Raw genomic sequence first — 16190 nt, 5'->3', positions numbered from 1 at the left:
CACCCCGCGGGTGGGGGTGCCACCGCCACAAACGCGGCTCCGCTTCCCCACCCCTGCCCTGGCGCGGCAAGAGCTGAGGCACGACTCGTGACGGGACCCCACCCGGAGCGCACGGGACAAGCAGCTCGCCTTCGGCGTCGCCTTGCCTCGGCTTCGCCATCGGGTCGCCTCGCCTTCGGCATCGGGCGCCGTTGGGCTGCTCGGGGCTGGCAATGGAAAACCCCCGCAGCGACGTCGGCGCGTGAAGTCGCTGCGGGGGCCGTTGGGACCTTTCCGAAGGGGAGCGCCGCCGCCGATCAGCTCCCCCTCGGAAAGGGGTGGGACCACTGCTCGGGATGCCGCCGCCGATCTACCCCGAGCAGTGGGGTTGGGACCGTCTCAGGGGGCGCCGCCGCCGATCTACCCCCTGAGACGGGGTCTGTGTTAACCGCTGGCCACCACGTCCAGGGTGGACGGGGTGGTGGTGGGCAGGTGATCGTCGTAGGCCGAGCGCAGCCTCAGCTCTGCGCCCGGCGAGGCTCCGATGGTGTCCAGGCCCAGGAGGGCGGCGCCCACCACGGGTGGGACGTCTACCAGTCGTACGTTCGCCAATGGGGCGGCTTCCAGGATCTGGCGGCGGACCGGGCCGACCACCGTTTCGCCTGTGTTGGTCAGGACTCCGCCGCCCAGCACCACGTCCACGGGCTCGTCCATCAGGTCGAGCTTGCGCATGGAGACGGTGGCGAGAAGGACGATCTCCTCGACCAGGCGGTCGACCTGGGCCAGCGCGACGGCGTCGCCTCGGGCCGCTACCTCGAAGACGAGGGGGCAGAGGGCGTGCGGGTCGAGTTCGATCTCCTCGAAGTGGATTTTTTCCACCACCTTGAGGATGGACGGTTCGCCGTAGTGGGCCAGGAGTGCCGGGAGCAGTTCGGTGGGCTTGCCTCGGCCGTCTTCCGCTCGGACCGCGTGCCACAGGGCGTCGTTGCCCAGTTGGCCGCCGCCGCCCCAGTCGCCCGAGATCGCGCCCAGGGCGGGGAAGCGGTGGGTTCGGCCGTCGCGGGCCACGCCTACCGCGTTGATGCCCGCGCCGCACACCACGGCCACGCCGCCGCCGGAGGCTGTGCCGGCGCGCAGGAGGGCGAAGGTGTCGTTGCCGACGAAGGTTGTTTTCGACCAGCCTCGCTCGGTGATCGCTCGCGTCAGTTCCTCCTCCTCTCGCGGGAGGTCGGCCCCCGCCAGGTAGGCGGCTGTGTGCGTGGCGATCGGCTCGTCGGGGGACAGGCCCGCTTGAGCTGCGGCTTCGCGTGCCAAGGCTTCGAACACGTCGAGTCCGCGCTTCATGCCCACGGTCTGCGGCGGCGCGCCGGGGCCGCGCACCTGCGCGAGCACCTTGCCGTCGGAGTCGACCAGCAGGACTGCGGTTTTGCTGTTCCCGCCGTCGATGGCGAGCACCCGGTCGGTCATCAGTTTCAGTTTCCCTTCACCCACGGCAGCAGATCGCGGTTCTGCGCGATCAGCTCGTCGGCCAGCTGGTCCGCGATGGCGTGCTGGCCGATCAGCGGGTGGGCGAGCAGTGCGTTCGCCACTCGGTCGCGACCGCCGTGGATCGCGGCCTCCAGAGCGAGGTACTCGTAGGCGGTCACGTGCGAGATCAGGCCGGAGATCGAGGGCTCGACCGGGCGGACGGGCAGCGCGACGCCGCCGTTGGAGTCCACTGTGGACGAAACTTCGATCACGGCGTCGTCCGGGAGGAACGGGAGAGAGCCGTTGTTCTGGACGTTCACGACGTGCTTTTCGGCGCCGGCGCCGCCCGTCAGCGCGTGCACTAGCTGCACGGCTGCTTCGGAGTAGTAGGCACCGCCGCGCTGGGCGAGCTGTTCCGGCTTCGTGACGACCGAGAGGTCGCTGTAGATGTCCAGCAGCTCCTTTTCCACCGTGGCCACGACTTCGGCGCGCGGGGGTTCGGTGAGCTGTTTCTTCACGACCTCGTCGTGGTTGTAGAAGTAGTTCAGGTAGTACGAGGGAACCATGTTCAGGCGCTGCATCAGGGAGGCGTCGATGCCGATGTGCTCGGCGAGGCCTTCCGCGTGCTGGGAGAGCAGTTCCGGCAGGCGGTCGACGCCGTCGACGTAGACGCCGCGCTCCCACGTGAGGTGGTTCAGGCCGACGTGCTCGAGCTCCACAGTGGACGGATCGACGCCCAGCAGGCCGGAGGTCCAGCGCTGGAACGTGATCGCCACGTTGCACAGGCCGATCGCCTTGTGGCCGGCCTGGAGCAGAGCTCGAGTCACGATGCCGACCGGGTTCGTGAAGTTCACGATCCAGGTGTTCTCGCCGGCGATGGAACGCACCCTGTCGGCGATGTCCAGGACGACCGGCACGGTCCGCAGGGCCTTGGCGAGGCCACCCGCGCCGGTCGTCTCCTGGCCGACGCACCCGCAGGTGAGCGGGAACGTCTCGTCGGAAGCTCGGGCCGCCTGGCCGCCGACCCGCAGTTGCAGGAGCACCGCGGACGCGCCCTCGACACCCTGTTCCAGCGACGTCGTGGTGCGCACCTTCGCCGGGTGTCCGGCGTGCTGCAGCAGACGCTGGCTGAACGGGCCGATGATCGACAGGCGGTGCTCGTCCGGGTCGACGAGGACGATTTCGTCCACCGCGAGGCTGGTGCGACGGCCCGCAATGCCGTCGATCAGCTCCGGTGTGTAGGTGGACCCGCCACCGACGACGGTGAGTTTCATCCCTTGACTCCTGTGAAGGTGATGCCCTTGACGAACGACTTCTGGGCGAAGATGAACAAGATGATCGCCGGGATCATCGTCAGGAACGTCACCGCCATTGCTGAGTTCCACTGCACGATGTGCATGCCCTTGAACGTCGCCAGTGCCAGCGACAACGTCCACTGATCCTTCACCTCACCGGTGTAGAGCAGCGGGCCGAAGTAGTCGTTCCAGGTGAACAGGAAGCAGAACAGCGCGGTGGCCGCGATGCCGGGCTTGGCCATCGGCACGATGATCCGCACCAGTGCCTGGAACTCCGAGCAGCCGTCCACCCTCGCGGCGTCCACATAGGACTGCGGGATGGTCAGCATGAACTGACGCAGCAGGAAGATGCTGAACGCGTCGAACAAGAAGTAAGGAGCGATCAACGGCACGAGCGTGCCGGTCAGGCCGAGCGACGACCAGCTGTCGTACAGCGGCACCGCGACGACCTGCGGCGGCAGCATCATCGCGCCGATCACCAGCAGGAAGGCCACGTTCCGCCCGCGCCACTTGAGCTTCGCGAGCGCGTAGGCCGCCGGGATCGATGAGAGCAGCATGCCCGCGGTGGCGAGCAGCGAGTACGTGAGGCTGTTGAACAGGTACTGGAACAGCGGGGCCTTGTCGAAGACCTCGATGAAGTTCTCCCAGTGCCATTCCCGCGGCCACAGGTCCGAGGTGAAGGCCTGGTTGTCCGACATCACCGCGGTGAGGAAGACGAACAGCACGGGCGTCGCGAACATCAGGCCCAGCACGAGACCGATCGCGTGCGTGGCGACCCAGTTGAGGATTCCCCTGACATCACGGGGTTTCCTCGGCTGTTCGGGCTCGGTGGAGACGTCCACCGGTGGCTTGGTGAGCGTGGCGGTCATGCTCCCGGGCCCCCTTCCTCAGCGGCGGAGCCCTTGCGCATCCGCTGCACCAGCACGATCGTCACGCCGAACGAGATGATGAACAGGACTGTCGCCATCGCGGCGGCGTAGCCCATGTCGAAGTACCGGAAGCCTTGCGTGTACAGGTAAACCGGGAACGTCAGCGTCGAGTTGTCCGGGAACCCGAGGTACTTCGTCGATCCCGTCGAGTCCGCTGAACCAGAACCTGCCGACCCCGCGACGACAGCTTGGGTGAACAGCTGCAAGGCGAGGATCACCGAGTTCACGATGCCGAAGAGCAGCACCGGGGAGATCGTCGGCAGCGTGACGTGCCACCACCGGCGGATCGGGCCGGCGCCGTCGAGTTCGGCAGCCTCGTACTGCTCCTGCGGCACGTCGAGGATCGCGGCCAGGATGATGATCATCAGGTCGCCGGAGATCCACAGCATGATCGCGGTGATGCCGGGCTTGGCCCACGAGGGGTCGGAGAACCACAGCGGCGACTGCAGACCGAACCAGTCGAGCACCGTCGCGAACGGGCCGCCGTTGGGGCGCAACACCATGAAGAACACCAGCGTTGCGGCCACGGGCGGTGCGAGCGACGGGAGATAGCAGAGCGTGCGGATCAGACCGACGCCGGATTTGAGACGTGCGATGACCGACGCCACGCCCAGCGCGAACACCGTCCGCGCGAATGTCAGCACCACGACGAACCACAGCGTGTTCTGGATCGCCTTGATGAACAAGGGGTCCTTGAACATGAACGTGTAGTTGTCGAGACCGGTGAACTCCGGAGCGTTGATCAGGTCGTACTTCGTGAAGCTGAAGATGACCGTGGCGACCAGCGGATAACCGAAGAACAGGACGAAGCCGATGATGGCCGGGGCCATGAACCCGAGCACGGCGAGACGGTGGCGGGCACGTGCCCGCCCCCTGCCGGGGGCGGGCCGAGCGCCGAGCGTGGCGGTCATCTGGGAATCCCTTACTTACCGCTCTTGGCGACCTGGTCGTCGATGTTCTGGTCGACCTGCTTCAGGCCCGCAGCCAGATCCGGCTCCTTGCCCGAGGTGTAGGACACCGCGAAGTCGGTCACGGCCTTGATGTGCGCGTCACCGATCGGGGTGACCGGGTTGCCCTTGAGCTTGTCGCTCTTGGCCAGGTCGATGAACGTCTTGAACTGCTCGTCGACTTCCAGCTTCGAGCTGTCCATCGCGGCCTTGGTGCTCGGGACGTTCTTGATGGCGTTGGACAGGTCGACGATCGTGTCGGTGTCGAACGACAGGTGCTTGATCAGCTCCCACGCGGCGCCGGGGTTCTTGGCGCCCTTGGGAATGCCCATGATCGTGCCGGTGGTGAAGGCGGTGCCGTAGTCGGCGGGCTTCCAGGTCGGGAACGGAGCCGTGCCGAACTTGATCTGCGGCGCCTGGTCCTTGAGGAAGGCGGTGCGGTACTCGCCGTCCATCATGATCGCGATCTTGCCCTGGTGGAACGCGTGGTCGGCCGAGTACTCCTGGCCGAGACCGGCGCGGAAGCGCTCCAGCGCGTCGAAGCCGTAGAAGTCCACGAGCTTCTTCTGGAACGTCATCATCTCGGTGAAGCCGGGCGAGGTGGAGAGCGCCGACTTGCCGTCCTTGGTCGCCCACTCGGCACCGAAGGACGGCGCCAGGATGGTCGGGCGGTTGGCGTAGAAGCCCATGGTGGGCAGGTAACCCGCGACCTCGATGTCGCCGTTCGGCGCCTTCTTGGTCAGCTTCTTCGTGTCTTCGAACAGCTCGTCCAGCGTCTTCGGCGGGGCCGCGATTCCGGCCTCCGTCAGCATGCCCTGGTTGTAGTACATGGCGTAGACGTCGGTGAGCATGGGCATCGCGCAGCGGTTGCCCTTGTACTCGGTGTACTCGCGCACGGCCGGCGTGATCTGGTTCAGGTCGACCTTGTCGCGCTCCAGGTACGGCTTCAGCGGCTGGAACGCCCCGGTGGAGCAGAACGAGCCGATGTTGTCCGTGGTGAACGACAGCGCGACGTCGGGCGTGTTGCCCGAACGGATACCCGCGGTGATCTTGTCGTCGTCCTGCGAGCCCTCGTGCTTGATCTCGATGTTCGGGAACTTCTTGTTGAACGTCTTGAGGGCCTTGGTGACCTCTTCGTACTCGCGGTCGGAGTAGTTGCTCCAGACCGTGAGGGTCAGCTTGTCGTCCTTGCCAGGAGCAGCTGCGGCTTCGGAATTCGCGCCGCCACCCTTGCCCGCCGCACATGCGGTGAGGGTCAGCGCTGCGGCGACACAGAGCAAGGCAGCACGGGTGTGCTTGCGCATGTGCACTCCTTCTCGATCAACGTGGGGACCCGGCGACCACAGGGCCGCGGAATGGAGCCGTGGTGGCTGCCGGCAAGCCGAACACCGTCTCGCGTGCCACTGCCAGTGCCGAGTGCAGTGCGCCGCTGCGCACCGGCTTCCCGGTCACCAAAGCCAGTTGGAGAGGTGTTCGCGGCACCACCAGTTGCCGCAGTTCCGCGGCAACGAGATCGTTCAGCGTGGTTCCCCCTGCCTGGGCGATGTCGCCGGACAGGAGGATGAGTTCCGGGTCGAGCACCGCGACGACGCTAGCCACGCCCGTGGCGATGCGCTTGGCGAGATCGACCATGAACTCCCGGCCCGCAGGTCCCGCGGCCAACGCCTTGCGCACGGCACCGTGGCCGTTGCGCGCGGCGAGCCCGTGAGCCCTGGCGAGCTTGCAGATCGCAACGTTGCTGAGCAGTTCGCCGTACGACCCGCCGGACCGATCGGTGTCGGTGTCGGCCGAGGCGCGGTCGGGGATCATCAGCCCGTCGATCTCGCCCGCACCACCGGAAGCGCCGCGCAGCAGCACCCCGTTGATCACGACAGCGGCACCGACGAGGTCCGCGGGCCAGATGACGACGAAGTCGCGCACCTCGGTGGCCCTGCCGGCGACCATCTCCTCCAGCGCGACGAGGTTCACGTCGTTCTCGACGCTCACCGAGGTCGCGAGCTGCTCCCGCAACCGGCCGGGCATGTCGAAACCGCTCCAGCCGGGCAGATGTGGTGCGTAAGCGAGCTCGCCGTTCGCGGGGTTCACCGCTCCGGGACAGCCCACCACGGCGTGCAGCAGCTGGTCAGGAGCGAGGCCTGCCTGCCCGCACGCCTTGCCGACCGCGCTCACGAACGCCTCGAGCACTCCGTGCTTCGCGGGCATCGGCGCCTTGTGCTCGGTGAGCACGGCACCGGAGATGTCCGCGATCGCGATGTCGACCGTCTCGGGGGTGAGGTCGATGGCCGCGATGTGCGCGAGGGCCCCGTTGACCGACCACAGCTGGGCACGCGGCCCGCGTCCACCGCCGCGCAGTCCGTTGCGGACCACGGTGTCGGCGGTTTCCAGCCGGGTGAGCAGCTGTGCGGTCGCCGGCTTGGAGAGGCCGATCAGGCCCTCCAACTCCGACCTGGTCAGCGGCCCGTTGCGCAGCAAAGCCTCGATGGCTGCGCGGTCGTTGATCTCCCGCAGCAGTCGTGGGCTTCCGGCACGCATTAGGTCCGCTCCTGTCTGTTAACTTTCCAGACGATTTCCGGTGACGGTAGTGACCTGCTTCACCCGGGTCAATCCCCGATATAGGTCCGTTACCTGACTTAGGTTCGCCTAAGGCAGTCTGGAATCATGACCGACGTGCGCCAGGAGTCGCTCGCATCACTGCTCGGAGGCCGGGGCGGCGCCCTCGACGCCTCCCTGCCACCACTGGCGTTCGTCGCGGGCTGGCTGCTGTGGGGTCACTCGATCGGCGCAGGTGCCGTGGTCGCCGTGCTGTGCGGCGTGGTGATCGGCGTGTTCCGCTTCGTGCGCGGCGAGAAGCCCCGAGCCGTGGTGCTGTCCGTGCTGCTCGTCGTGGCAGCCGCGTTGGTGGCGCTGTACACCGGGCGCGTCGAGGACTTCTTCCTCATCCAGCTGCTGTCCAACGTGGCCTCGGCCCTGGCGTGGGCGGGCTCGATCGCGGTGCGCTGGCCGTTGCTCGGCGTGGTGGTGGGGACGCTGCTCGGCCAGAAGACCCGGTGGCGGCGGGATCCTGCCCTTTTGCGCGCTTACTCGGTCGCGTCGTGGGCCTGGGTCGGGCAGTACGTGCTGCGCGTCGCCGTGTTCACGCCGTTGTGGCTCGATGCTCAGGTCGTCTGGCTGGCCACGGTTCGTGCGTTGCTGTCGTGGCCGCTGCAGATCGTCTGCATCCTGGTGTCGGGGTGGCTGCTGCGCCGTGCGCTGCCTGCGGGCCACCCCGGCTTCCGTCATCCCCAGGTGTCTGAGACCGCCGCTTAGGTCTGCGGCGGGAACTGCTCCTGCTGCGGGTGCTGCTGGACCGGGTACTGCTGCTGCTGAGGATGTCCGTACCGCTGCTGCGCTCTTTGCTGGGCCCAGTACTGCTCCTGCTGCCGCGCCTGGCCGCGCTTGTTCCTCGTGCTGAGCGCGATGATCGCGACGATCACTCCGACGATGATGCCCAGGACGAAGAGGAAGCCCACCAGCCGGCCGATCACGTAGCCGGCGCTGCCTGCGTCCGCGAGTAGATGTGTCATCTCTGCACTTTGGCAGACAGGCACGGTGTTCGTTGACGGAACGTGACGGACCGGGTGTGATCTGTAGCGCCTAGCGCTTCTTCCGCTTCCTGCCCGACCCTGGCACCGTGCCGGTGTTCTTCGGCGGCGCAGGTGGCTCGGGGAACGCCTCGATGAAGTTCTGCCCTTCCATGAAACTGAAGAAGGGCTTCATCACGAAGCGGTTCAGCAAGAACAGGAACAGAATCGAGCCGACCCCGAGGATCACGACGTTCCACGGTTTCACCACGCCGTCCACGACGTAGAACTGCTCCTGCCACTTCTTGGAACCGGCGGCGAGAGACAGTGTCATGCCCGACAGCATGAGCAGTGGCATCAGCAGGAACCCCGCCACAACGGCCATTTTGTACGGCCGGTAGTCGGTGCGGTGGTGTGCGCCCGCGCGACGCTGAGCGTCGGTGAGCGAATCGGTCCTCCTGGCGCCGCTCTTCCGGTGCCATTCGCCTTCGGTGAGATCTTCTTCGTCGACCTCGATGGTGGCCGACCGGATTTCGGCCGCTCGCAAGACGGCACGACCCACTTCTTCCGTGACCGGAACGAGCAACTCACGTGCGGTGCCGACCAAGTGAAGCGCGGGTCCAGGTGTCACATCGAACTCGCGTGTGTTCGCCTCTGGCAGACCGGAGAACACCAGTACCTGACAGACCATGTCCTGTTCGACATCGATCAGCTTGATCGACCGCAGTGTCTGCCACGGCACTGCGATGACGTCCCGTGATCGTTTCCGCCGAGAGGCCAGGCCGTCCAGCACGATCCTGTCGTCTCTGACGCACAACCGAGCCTTGAGTCCCCTTGTGGGAAAAGGGATCTCCATGGTCGACGAGACCAGTCGCGAGGTGACGGGCCGGGTCATGACGAGCCGCACCGCTTCGCTCAGCGACCAACAGGCCAGGATCAGCCCCACGCCGACCGCGAGCGCGATCGGCGTGCTCCTCTGCTCCGCGATTGAGAAACAGGTGAAGACCGAGATGAACAAGCTGGGGAACGCGGCCCAGCGCGCCCAGACCGGCCACATCGTCGTGCGGCGCCAGTGCCACCACAGCCCGGTACCGATGATCAGCCAGATCCCGATGCCGCCGAGCAGGAGCTCAGGAACGGTTGTCGACGAAGAGTTGGTACGCCCGGCGAGCTCCGCGTCCCAGTCGCGGAGGCTCGGGTACGCGGCGAGGGGGACGACCGCGGTGAGGGCGACCAGCGACAGTCCGGCCGCTCTGCGCGCGAACAGTTCGATCACAGGTCGCCTTCCATGCGCTGGAACGGCCCGGGCTTGCGCGCGTTTTCCCGCTGTTCCGCCCAGTACTTGCGCCAGGCCTCGTCCTTCTCGTCCTGCTTGACCCCGCCGTCCGCCTCCCGGTGCGTCTGGTCGCTCCATTCCTGGACACCGGCGTTCCCGAGGATCTTGGGGTACTTCGGCACGCTGATCTCCGGCCTGCCCGGCCCCAGCGGGACTTCTCGTTCGAGCATGTCGCCGGCGTGGTCCAGCCTGGGGTCGTCGGTGCCCATCCGTTCGCGCAGGTTGTCCTTCCGCGTGTCCGACAGCGAGTCGATCGCGTCCTTCTTGGCGCCCTTGAGTTTCTCGCCCTGCTCGCCGATTTCCTTCAACTTCTTGACGTCGTCGGCATCGAGCTTGCCGGCCTGCGCTTTCTTGGCCGTGTTGAGCGCCTTGTTGGCGTGCTTGACCGCGTCCTGGTTGTACTTCGTGACGGTCTTCTCGAGGTTCTTGGTCGTGCCCTTGATCATGTTCCGCGAGTTCTTGGCCTCGTTGGCGACTTTCTCCAGCTGCTTGACGACCTTGCTGATCTTCTTCGCGTTCTTGCCCGCGGTGATCGCACCCTCCGCCACTGTGTCGGCGATGAACGCGGCCTCAGAAGCGCCGAAGGTGACCGGGGCCAGGGCCGTCGCCGCGGCGAACTTGATGATCGCGTTCGAGACGAAGCTCGCGATGGCGTCCCGGACCGCTCCGCGGACCACGCCGACCGCCGAGGCCGCGACAGTCATCGCCTGTGCAGCCGAGGTGGCATGGCCGGCACCGCCTGCGACGACGTTCGAGAAGTCCTGCACGGTCTTGCGGTAGCCGTCGATCGCGGCCCCCTGCGCGCCGCTCAACGTGTTGAGCGTGCCGGAGTACTTGTCCGCAGTTTCCTGCATGCGCTTGGCGATGTTGCTCCACGTCGCCGCCATCGCGTTGACCGCGTCCGGATCGCCGGCCAGCAGGTCGAGGCCCTCCTTGAGGAACCCGATGTGCTCGATCAGCCAGCCGATGCCCGCCGACAGCAGGCTGCCGAGAGGGTTGGTGACGAACCCGAGCAGGTCCATGCCGAGACCGGCCAAGTCGCCGAGGACGGCTGTCCAGTCGCCATTGAAGCCGTCGTAGATCAGGTTGGCTGAACTGGTGAAGATGCCGGCGGCATCCCACGCCTGCGTCGGGCTGTCGAAGTTCGAGAACCCGGCGGCGTCGGAAAGCGAGGACGGCTCGCTGGCGTTGAGCGGGTTCAGTTCGCCGATGTTCTCGGGTCCGTCCTCGCTCACGGCTGCACCCCGTCCAGGCCCTCGCGCAGCTTGCCGAACGCCTGCGCCATGGCTTCCTCCTGGTCGGCGTAGGTCTGGCGCATACCGGAGAAGTTCTCGACCACGGAGTCTCCCGCCTTCTTGACGGTGTCGACGTACTCGCCCGCGTCGTTCGTCCAGTTCTGCATGATCTCGGCGAAGAACATGCCGACGATGCCCCACGCCTGAGGGTTGCCGAAGTAGTCAGACGCTGCGTCGGCGGCGTCGGGGAGGCCTGCGATGAGGGCCTTCAGTTCGCGTTCGTGGACCTCCAAGGCTTGGAGGTCGATCTGGAAGCCGGACATCACCAGCCACCTTCCTTCTTGAAGATGCCGCGCTGGTCGTAGTCCGTGTCGTCGTCCTCGACGGGACGGCGCGCCGGGCGAGGCGCGGGTGGCGGCTGCGTCTCGTACTGCTGTTCCTCGTTCACCACGAACTGCTGCGGCGGAGCAGGCGCGTCGTCGGGCTCGTCCGGGACGTCGATCTTCGGGATCTGCGACCGGTCAGGTTCGCGATCTGGGACTTGGCTTCCGCTGCCTTTCGAGCAGCGCGGCGGTGCGCTGTTCATAGTCCGAGATCAGCTGGTGTGGATCAGTCATGCAGGCCCCCCTTGCACGTGCGTGAGGAGGACGTTACCGAGAGCGACGGAGGAGCGCTGGCGAAACGGGCTAAGCAGGGCGAGGAGCGGTCGGTCCGAGCACGTCAACGGCCGCGAGCCAGGCCGCGCCCGCCGCGCCTTCGGTCGCCATGATCACCTGGGCGTTGCAGCGCGTGAGCAGTTCCTGCTTCAGGTGGGTGCCGACCGGGGTCTTGATCAGGGAGCCGACCAGCACGATCGGTGAGGTGTCGGAGGGCTTGCGGACGGCTGAGGCGGTGTCGGCGAGCAGGCGGGCGGCGGAGGCGACGATCGTCAGGGCCTCCGGGTCGCCGTGGTGGTAGGCGGCGCTGACCAGAGGGGCGAACTGGGCCAGCTTGATCGGTGGCTGGGCGTTGACGGCGTTGATCAACTGGCCGCGGTTCCGGGCGCCCGCGGCGGTCAGGACCGCGGTGGCGAGGCCTTCGAGAGCTGCGCCGAGGTCCAGCAAACGCAGGGTGGCGCGGACGGCTTCGCGGCCCAGCCAGAACGCCGAGCCGTCGTCGCCGATCAGCCAGCCGTAGCCGCCGGACTGGCCGACCATGCGGTGGTCCACCACACGTCCGGCGATGGAACCGGTGCCCGCCACCAAGACCGTGCCGTCAGGGGACGAGGTGCCGGTGGCGAAGGCGGCCTCGCAGTCGGTGATCACGCGCATCGGGCAGTGCAGGCCCGCGCTTTCCCACGCCTGCTGGAAGAGCTCGAGCACCGCCGGGTCGGTCATCTTCGACGCGCCGGCCATGCCGAGGACGCCGGAGCGGACCTTGCGGGAGTCCAGGCCGTCCAGCGCTTCCGCCAGGGCCTCGCCGATGTGCGCGGCGGCAACCGACGGCGGGTGCGAGTTCGGGTTGGCGCCGCCCGCCACGCCCTGGCCGAGGCGGGCCCCGTCGAGATCGAGCACCAACGCCCTGGTCGACGTGCCGCCCGCGTCGAGTCCCACCACCAGATCCATACCGACCGAGTATGCCGAGAGTCGCTCACCTCGGGCACGCCCAACCGGGTGTCACCGGATCAGCACCCGGTTACCGGTCGCGTTGTGGTGGAACAACACCAACGATCCAGAAGGAACTTGATCACCCGGATGTACCACAGTGGACAGTGACGGAACGGTCACCTCGTAGGAGAAGACGGCAGACGGAGCAACGTCGACGAGCTCGTCGGAGTCCGCCGGCGCGGTGTAGCGGCCGTCCATGCCGACGGTGTAGGTCACCGGGCCCTCGGGCAGCACCGACCGCGACACCGGCAGCACCACGACATCGCTGTCGAACACGTTCGAGTCGATGGACCCGTCGAGTCCGTTCATGGGCTGCTCGTCGACGACGTCCTTCGTGCCGGCGACGACGGTGCGGGCCAGCCAGATGTCGGCGGTCACGTCGTCCTTGTCGTTGGTCGGCTTGACGGCGGTGGTCACGAAGTCCTTGCCGCCCACCGAGAACTTCACCTGCGGCTGGGTGTTGCTGCCGAGATTGGTCCAGGTGTCCCAGGTCGCGACGCCGAACGCCAGCAGCTCAGGAGTCGCCGTGGCACCGACGTACCGGAGGTCGCCGCCGCGAGCCGTGCGGTTGACGGCGCAGTCGTCCTGCACCGCAGGGCCGCAGTCGGGCAGGCGGCCCGAACGGGCGCCGAGCTGCAGCACGGTCATGCGGGCCTGGTAGCCCTCTTGGTCGAGGCCCGCGCCGACGACCCGTCCGGCCACCACGCTCAGCCGCGACACCGGCTTCGGCGCCGCGTAGACGGGCACCCGAAGTGAACGGTCGCCCGAGAACATCACCAGGCCGGACGCCTCCGCCAGGAACTGCCGCCCCTCGGCCGGCGACACCGTGGGGTCGGCCGACTTGCGCAACGCCGCCGGGTTCCAGATCCGCATCTGGACGTGCACCTTCGCCGATCCGCCCGGCGGCAGCACCACATAAGGCGTGGCGACCAGGAAGGACACGCCCGGAACCGACGTGATGGGCTCGTACCGCGCGTGCAGGCTGACGAAGGTCGTCCCCTTGTTGAACAATCGGATCGTTCGACTGTTCAACAACGGCCCGCTCACCTCGACCGTGCCGAACGACGCGTCGCCCAACGCCAGCACGTCCGCCGACAGCGCCGCGAGCCCGTCCACCCGACCGGCGCCGACCCGCATCGGAGCCTCGCGCACGCCGGCGGAGTCGCGAATGACGCCGTCGGCGGTGTTCATCAGCGCGGCCTTGATCTCGGCGGCAGTCCACTTCGGATGGGCTTCGCGCAGCAACGCCGCGATACCCGCGACGTGCGGCGAAGCCATCGACGTCCCGCCCAGCGAAGCGCCGTCGGACGCGGTCCCGGCAGCCGCGGAGAAGATCGTGTCACCGGGCGCGGCCACCGAGATCGACGAACGGGACCGCGACGAAGAAGGAGTCATCGTGTCCGCGATCGAAGGTTCGACCGACGGCACGGCGAGCTTCAAGGCCGAGGTCATGTGCACCGACAACGTCCCGGCCTCCAGCGCCGGACGCAGAGCCGCGGAAGCCGCCGCCGTCAGCTGAAACGCCGGAATGTGCGCGTTGCCGGCGATCCCGGCCGCGAACACCGGCAGCGAGGTCGGCAGCAGAACTCCGGCCGCCCCGGCCTTCCACGCGTTGTCCGTGCGAGCACCGGAGCCGCAGGCACGGGTGGCGTCGTTGTCGTCCCACTCCAACCAGACGATCTTCGCGTCCAGCTTCTCGGAGATCGGCTTGCAACCGTCCACATCGGACGACAGCCGCACGACGGGCAACGTGAGATCGACGGATCCCTTGAAGTTGATGCTGTACTGCCCCGGCCACTGCTTGCCCGACGCTTCCAGCCCGTCCAGCATCGAGAAGTCGTCCCGGATGTTGGCCACCGAGATCGCTTCGGCAGCGTTGCCCGGTGAACCGGCGACGTCGTAGAAGTCGCCACCGTTCCCAGCGGCGGCAACGACCACCACGCCGTTCTGCGTCAGCTTGCGCACGAACAGGGCGTCGGGGTCGTCCGGAGCGCCGAAGTCGCTGCCCAGCGACAGGTTCACGACGTCGAGCCGGTCGGAGAAGTCCCCGTCGCCGTTGGGGTCGAGCGCCCAGTCCAGCGCCTGCGCGGTCAGGTTCGTTCCGCCCTCGCACCCGAACACCTTCAACGCGTAGAGCAACGCCTTGGGCGCGGTACCAGGCCCGATCTTCATCGAGTCCAGATCGACGGAAGCGTAGGACCCGCGATAGGTCGTCCCGTCGGCGTTCACCCCGAACCCGACCGCGGTCCCGGCGACGTGCGTGCCGTGGCCCTCGCAGTCCATCGGGTCGGCGTCCGGCTCGGGCAGCGAGCCGGGCTTCCCGGTGTACGCGTCGCCCGCGAAGTCGTGGCCGCCGACGACCTTCGCGGTGGGGAACGACCCGCCACCGAAGTCCGCGTGCCGGTAATCGATCCCGGTGTCGATCACCCCGATCCGGACGCCGTCGCCGAACCGCCCGAACGACTTCCACGCGTCGGAAGTCCGGGTGAGACGGACGGCGTGCGCGTTGGTGAGCTTCTTCGGCGCCATCCGGTGAACGGCCCGGACCTCCGGCATGTGGGACAAAGAGGACAGGCGGGACTTTCCCGCCGAGAGAACGACACCCGGCACGGCGTTGGACGTTCGGGCAACCTCTCGGCCGCCAGACCGGGAAACGACCCGAGAAGCCGACGCGGACGTGCGGTCCCGTGCTGAACGCGCCTGTGAAACGCTCGCCGCGTCGACGGCGGCGGTCGAGGTCAGCTCCACGAAAACGGTTACGGGCTCGGTTGGGCCGGACGGCGTGATCAGTGCGCCCACCAGGAGTGATGCGGCCACCATTTTCATGATCGACTCCTCTTAGTCATCGGACGACTTCACGTCAGGACCTAGACGAACGTGGGCTCCCGGGGCTATACATCCGATGTATTTCGTGCGGTGTGACCCAGAGGAGGAACGGCCGTGCAGCTTTTGCGCCTGGGGCCGGTCGGTGACGAACGTCCCGCAGTGAGGACCGACGACGGGACGACATACGACCTCCTACCGATCACTCCGGACATCGACGGCGCGTTCCTGGCCAACGACGGTGTGGCCCGCGTCCGCGCCGCCCTCGAAGCCGGCGAGCTCAGCGCCGTCGACGCCGAAGGCCTGCGCGTCGGGCCGCCGCTCGCACGTCCGGGCAAGGTCATCTGCATCGGCCTCAACTACCGCGACCACGCGGAGGAGACCGGCGCGGACATCCCGGGCGAGCCGGTGATGTTCCTCAAGACGCCCGACACGATCGTGGGCCCGTACGACGAGGTGCTCGTCCCGCGGCGGTCCGTGAAGACCGACTGGGAGGTCGAGCTCGGCGTCGTCATCGGCCGCACCGCTCGCTACCTCGAGTCCGAAGAGGACGCTCTGGCGTGCGTCGGCGCGTACGTGCTCTCGCACGACGTCTCCGAGCGGGAGTTCCAGATCGAGCGCGGCGGGACGTGGGACAAGGGCAAGAACTGCGAGACGTTCAACCCTCTCGGCCCCTTCCTCGTGCCCGCCGACGAGATCTCCGACCCGCAGAGCCTGGAGATGCGGCTCTGGGTGAACGGCGAGATCAAGCAGAACTCGTCCACCAAGAACATGATCTTCCCGGTGGCGGAGATCGTGCGCTACCTCAGCCAGTTCCTTGTCCTTCGACCGGGTGACGTCATCAACACGGGCACACCCGCCGGTGTCGCGCTCGGCCAGGCGGAGCCCAAGCCGTACCTGCGTGCCGGTGACGTGGTCGAGCTGGAGATCGAGGGCCTCGGGAAACAACGCCAGACCCTCGGGCAGGCGTGAC

General features: G+C 67.4%; 15 protein-coding genes. 2 read left to right on the top strand and 13 right to left on the bottom strand.

Annotated elements, in window-relative coordinates:
* Positions 1–423: 423 nt before the first annotated feature.
* From ABZ345_RS42305 to ABZ345_RS42280, 6 genes are read right to left on the bottom strand one after another with little or no spacing between them, the layout of a single operon-like run.
* Positions 424–1446: a BadF/BadG/BcrA/BcrD ATPase family protein gene (locus tag ABZ345_RS42305; RefSeq protein WP_359860593.1), complete on the bottom strand. Its 1023-nt coding sequence runs from the start codon at positions 1444–1446 to the stop codon at positions 424–426.
* 5 nt (positions 1447–1451) lie between these two features.
* Complete coding sequence (locus ABZ345_RS42300) at positions 1452–2720, bottom strand: 6-phospho-beta-glucosidase (protein WP_359860592.1); 1269 nt, start codon at positions 2718–2720, stop codon at positions 1452–1454.
* Positions 2717–3610: a carbohydrate ABC transporter permease gene (locus ABZ345_RS42295; RefSeq protein ID WP_359860591.1), complete on the bottom strand. Its 894-nt coding sequence runs from the start codon at positions 3608–3610 to the stop codon at positions 2717–2719. The genes ABZ345_RS42300 and ABZ345_RS42295 overlap by 4 nt, the downstream gene beginning before the upstream one ends.
* Positions 3607–4581, bottom strand: a complete 975-nt coding sequence (locus ABZ345_RS42290) for a sugar ABC transporter permease (RefSeq protein WP_359860590.1) — start codon at positions 4579–4581, stop codon at positions 3607–3609. Before ABZ345_RS42290 ends, ABZ345_RS42295 begins: the two co-directional genes overlap by 4 nt.
* 11 nt (positions 4582–4592) lie before the next feature.
* Positions 4593–5921 carry an ABC transporter substrate-binding protein gene (locus ABZ345_RS42285; RefSeq protein ID WP_359860589.1) on the bottom strand — a complete coding sequence of 443 codons (1329 nt, stop codon included), beginning with the start codon at positions 5919–5921 and terminating at the stop codon, positions 4593–4595.
* 16 nt (positions 5922–5937) lie between these two features.
* Positions 5938–7149, bottom strand: a complete 1212-nt coding sequence (locus ABZ345_RS42280; RefSeq protein WP_359860588.1) for an ROK family protein — start codon at positions 7147–7149, stop codon at positions 5938–5940.
* 126 nt (positions 7150–7275) lie between these two features.
* Here ABZ345_RS42280 and ABZ345_RS42275 point away from each other — a divergent pair, with 126 nt between their 5' ends.
* Entirely contained in the window at positions 7276–7923 is a 648-nt protein-coding gene (locus tag ABZ345_RS42275; RefSeq protein ID WP_359860587.1) for a DUF3159 domain-containing protein, read from the top strand.
* Here ABZ345_RS42275 and ABZ345_RS42270 read toward each other — a convergent pair.
* From ABZ345_RS42270 to ABZ345_RS42240, 7 genes are all read right to left on the bottom strand, one after another.
* The gene (locus ABZ345_RS42270; protein WP_359860586.1) at positions 7920–8180 is read right to left on the bottom strand and encodes a hypothetical protein; all 261 of its coding nucleotides are present in this window, start codon (positions 8178–8180) and stop codon (positions 7920–7922) included. The two genes, ABZ345_RS42275 and ABZ345_RS42270, sit on opposite strands and share 4 nt — an antisense overlap.
* Before the next feature lie 70 nt (positions 8181–8250).
* Positions 8251–9453 (bottom strand): hypothetical protein, encoded by a 1203-nt coding sequence (locus ABZ345_RS42265; RefSeq protein WP_359860585.1) that lies wholly within the window; start codon positions 9451–9453, stop codon positions 8251–8253.
* Positions 9450–10748 (bottom strand): hypothetical protein, encoded by a 1299-nt coding sequence (locus ABZ345_RS42260; protein WP_359860584.1) that lies wholly within the window; start codon positions 10746–10748, stop codon positions 9450–9452. Before ABZ345_RS42260 ends, ABZ345_RS42265 begins: the two co-directional genes overlap by 4 nt.
* Positions 10745–11071 (bottom strand): hypothetical protein, encoded by a 327-nt coding sequence (locus tag ABZ345_RS42255; RefSeq protein WP_359860583.1) that lies wholly within the window; start codon positions 11069–11071, stop codon positions 10745–10747. Before ABZ345_RS42255 ends, ABZ345_RS42260 begins: the two co-directional genes overlap by 4 nt.
* Positions 11071–11334, bottom strand: a complete 264-nt coding sequence (locus ABZ345_RS42250; protein ID WP_359860582.1) for a hypothetical protein — start codon at positions 11332–11334, stop codon at positions 11071–11073. The genes ABZ345_RS42255 and ABZ345_RS42250 overlap by 1 nt, the downstream gene beginning before the upstream one ends.
* Positions 11335–11434: 100 nt before the next feature.
* Positions 11435–12352, bottom strand: a complete 918-nt coding sequence (locus tag ABZ345_RS42245) for a BadF/BadG/BcrA/BcrD ATPase family protein (RefSeq protein ID WP_359860581.1) — start codon at positions 12350–12352, stop codon at positions 11435–11437.
* A gap of 51 nt (positions 12353–12403) precedes the next feature.
* A complete protein-coding gene (locus ABZ345_RS42240) occupies positions 12404–15220 on the bottom strand; it encodes a S8 family serine peptidase (protein WP_359860580.1) in 2817 nt (938 codons plus the stop codon).
* Between the two features lie 114 nt (positions 15221–15334).
* On the opposite strand from ABZ345_RS42240, the gene ABZ345_RS42235 reads away from it, so the two are divergent.
* The gene (locus ABZ345_RS42235) at positions 15335–16189 is read left to right on the top strand and encodes a fumarylacetoacetate hydrolase family protein (protein ID WP_359860579.1); all 855 of its coding nucleotides are present in this window, start codon (positions 15335–15337) and stop codon (positions 16187–16189) included.
* Position 16190: the final 1 nt, after the last annotated feature.

Origin of the sequence: Lentzea sp. NPDC005914, from assembly GCF_040629405.1 — a bacterium.
GTDB lineage: Bacteria > Actinomycetota > Actinomycetes > Mycobacteriales > Pseudonocardiaceae > Lentzea.
The sequence above is the reverse complement of the archived record's forward strand: the minus strand, read 5'-3'. Positions and strand labels throughout refer to the sequence as shown.

Excerpts from the sequence above, each read along its gene's own strand:
- ABZ345_RS42305 (WP_359860593.1), bottom strand. The coding sequence starts at position 1,446 with ATGACCGACCGGGTGCTCGCCATCGACGGCGGGAACAGCAAAACCGCA.
- ABZ345_RS42300 (WP_359860592.1), bottom strand. The coding sequence starts at position 2,720 with ATGAAACTCACCGTCGTCGGTGGCGGGTCCACCTACACACCGGAGCTG.
- ABZ345_RS42295 (WP_359860591.1), bottom strand. The coding sequence starts at position 3,610 with ATGACCGCCACGCTCACCAAGCCACCGGTGGACGTCTCCACCGAGCCC.
- ABZ345_RS42290 (WP_359860590.1), bottom strand. The coding sequence starts at position 4,581 with ATGACCGCCACGCTCGGCGCTCGGCCCGCCCCCGGCAGGGGGCGGGCA.
- ABZ345_RS42285 (WP_359860589.1), bottom strand. The coding sequence starts at position 5,921 with ATGCGCAAGCACACCCGTGCTGCCTTGCTCTGTGTCGCCGCAGCGCTG.
- ABZ345_RS42280 (WP_359860588.1), bottom strand. The coding sequence starts at position 7,149 with ATGCGTGCCGGAAGCCCACGACTGCTGCGGGAGATCAACGACCGCGCA.
- ABZ345_RS42275 (WP_359860587.1), top strand. The coding sequence starts at position 7,276 with ATGACCGACGTGCGCCAGGAGTCGCTCGCATCACTGCTCGGAGGCCGG.
- ABZ345_RS42270 (WP_359860586.1), bottom strand. The coding sequence starts at position 8,180 with ATGACACATCTACTCGCGGACGCAGGCAGCGCCGGCTACGTGATCGGC.
- ABZ345_RS42255 (WP_359860583.1), bottom strand. The coding sequence starts at position 11,071 with ATGTCCGGCTTCCAGATCGACCTCCAAGCCTTGGAGGTCCACGAACGC.
- ABZ345_RS42250 (WP_359860582.1), bottom strand. The coding sequence starts at position 11,334 with ATGAACAGCGCACCGCCGCGCTGCTCGAAAGGCAGCGGAAGCCAAGTC.
- ABZ345_RS42245 (WP_359860581.1), bottom strand. The coding sequence starts at position 12,352 with ATGGATCTGGTGGTGGGACTCGACGCGGGCGGCACGTCGACCAGGGCG.
- ABZ345_RS42240 (WP_359860580.1), bottom strand. The coding sequence starts at position 15,220 with ATGAAAATGGTGGCCGCATCACTCCTGGTGGGCGCACTGATCACGCCG.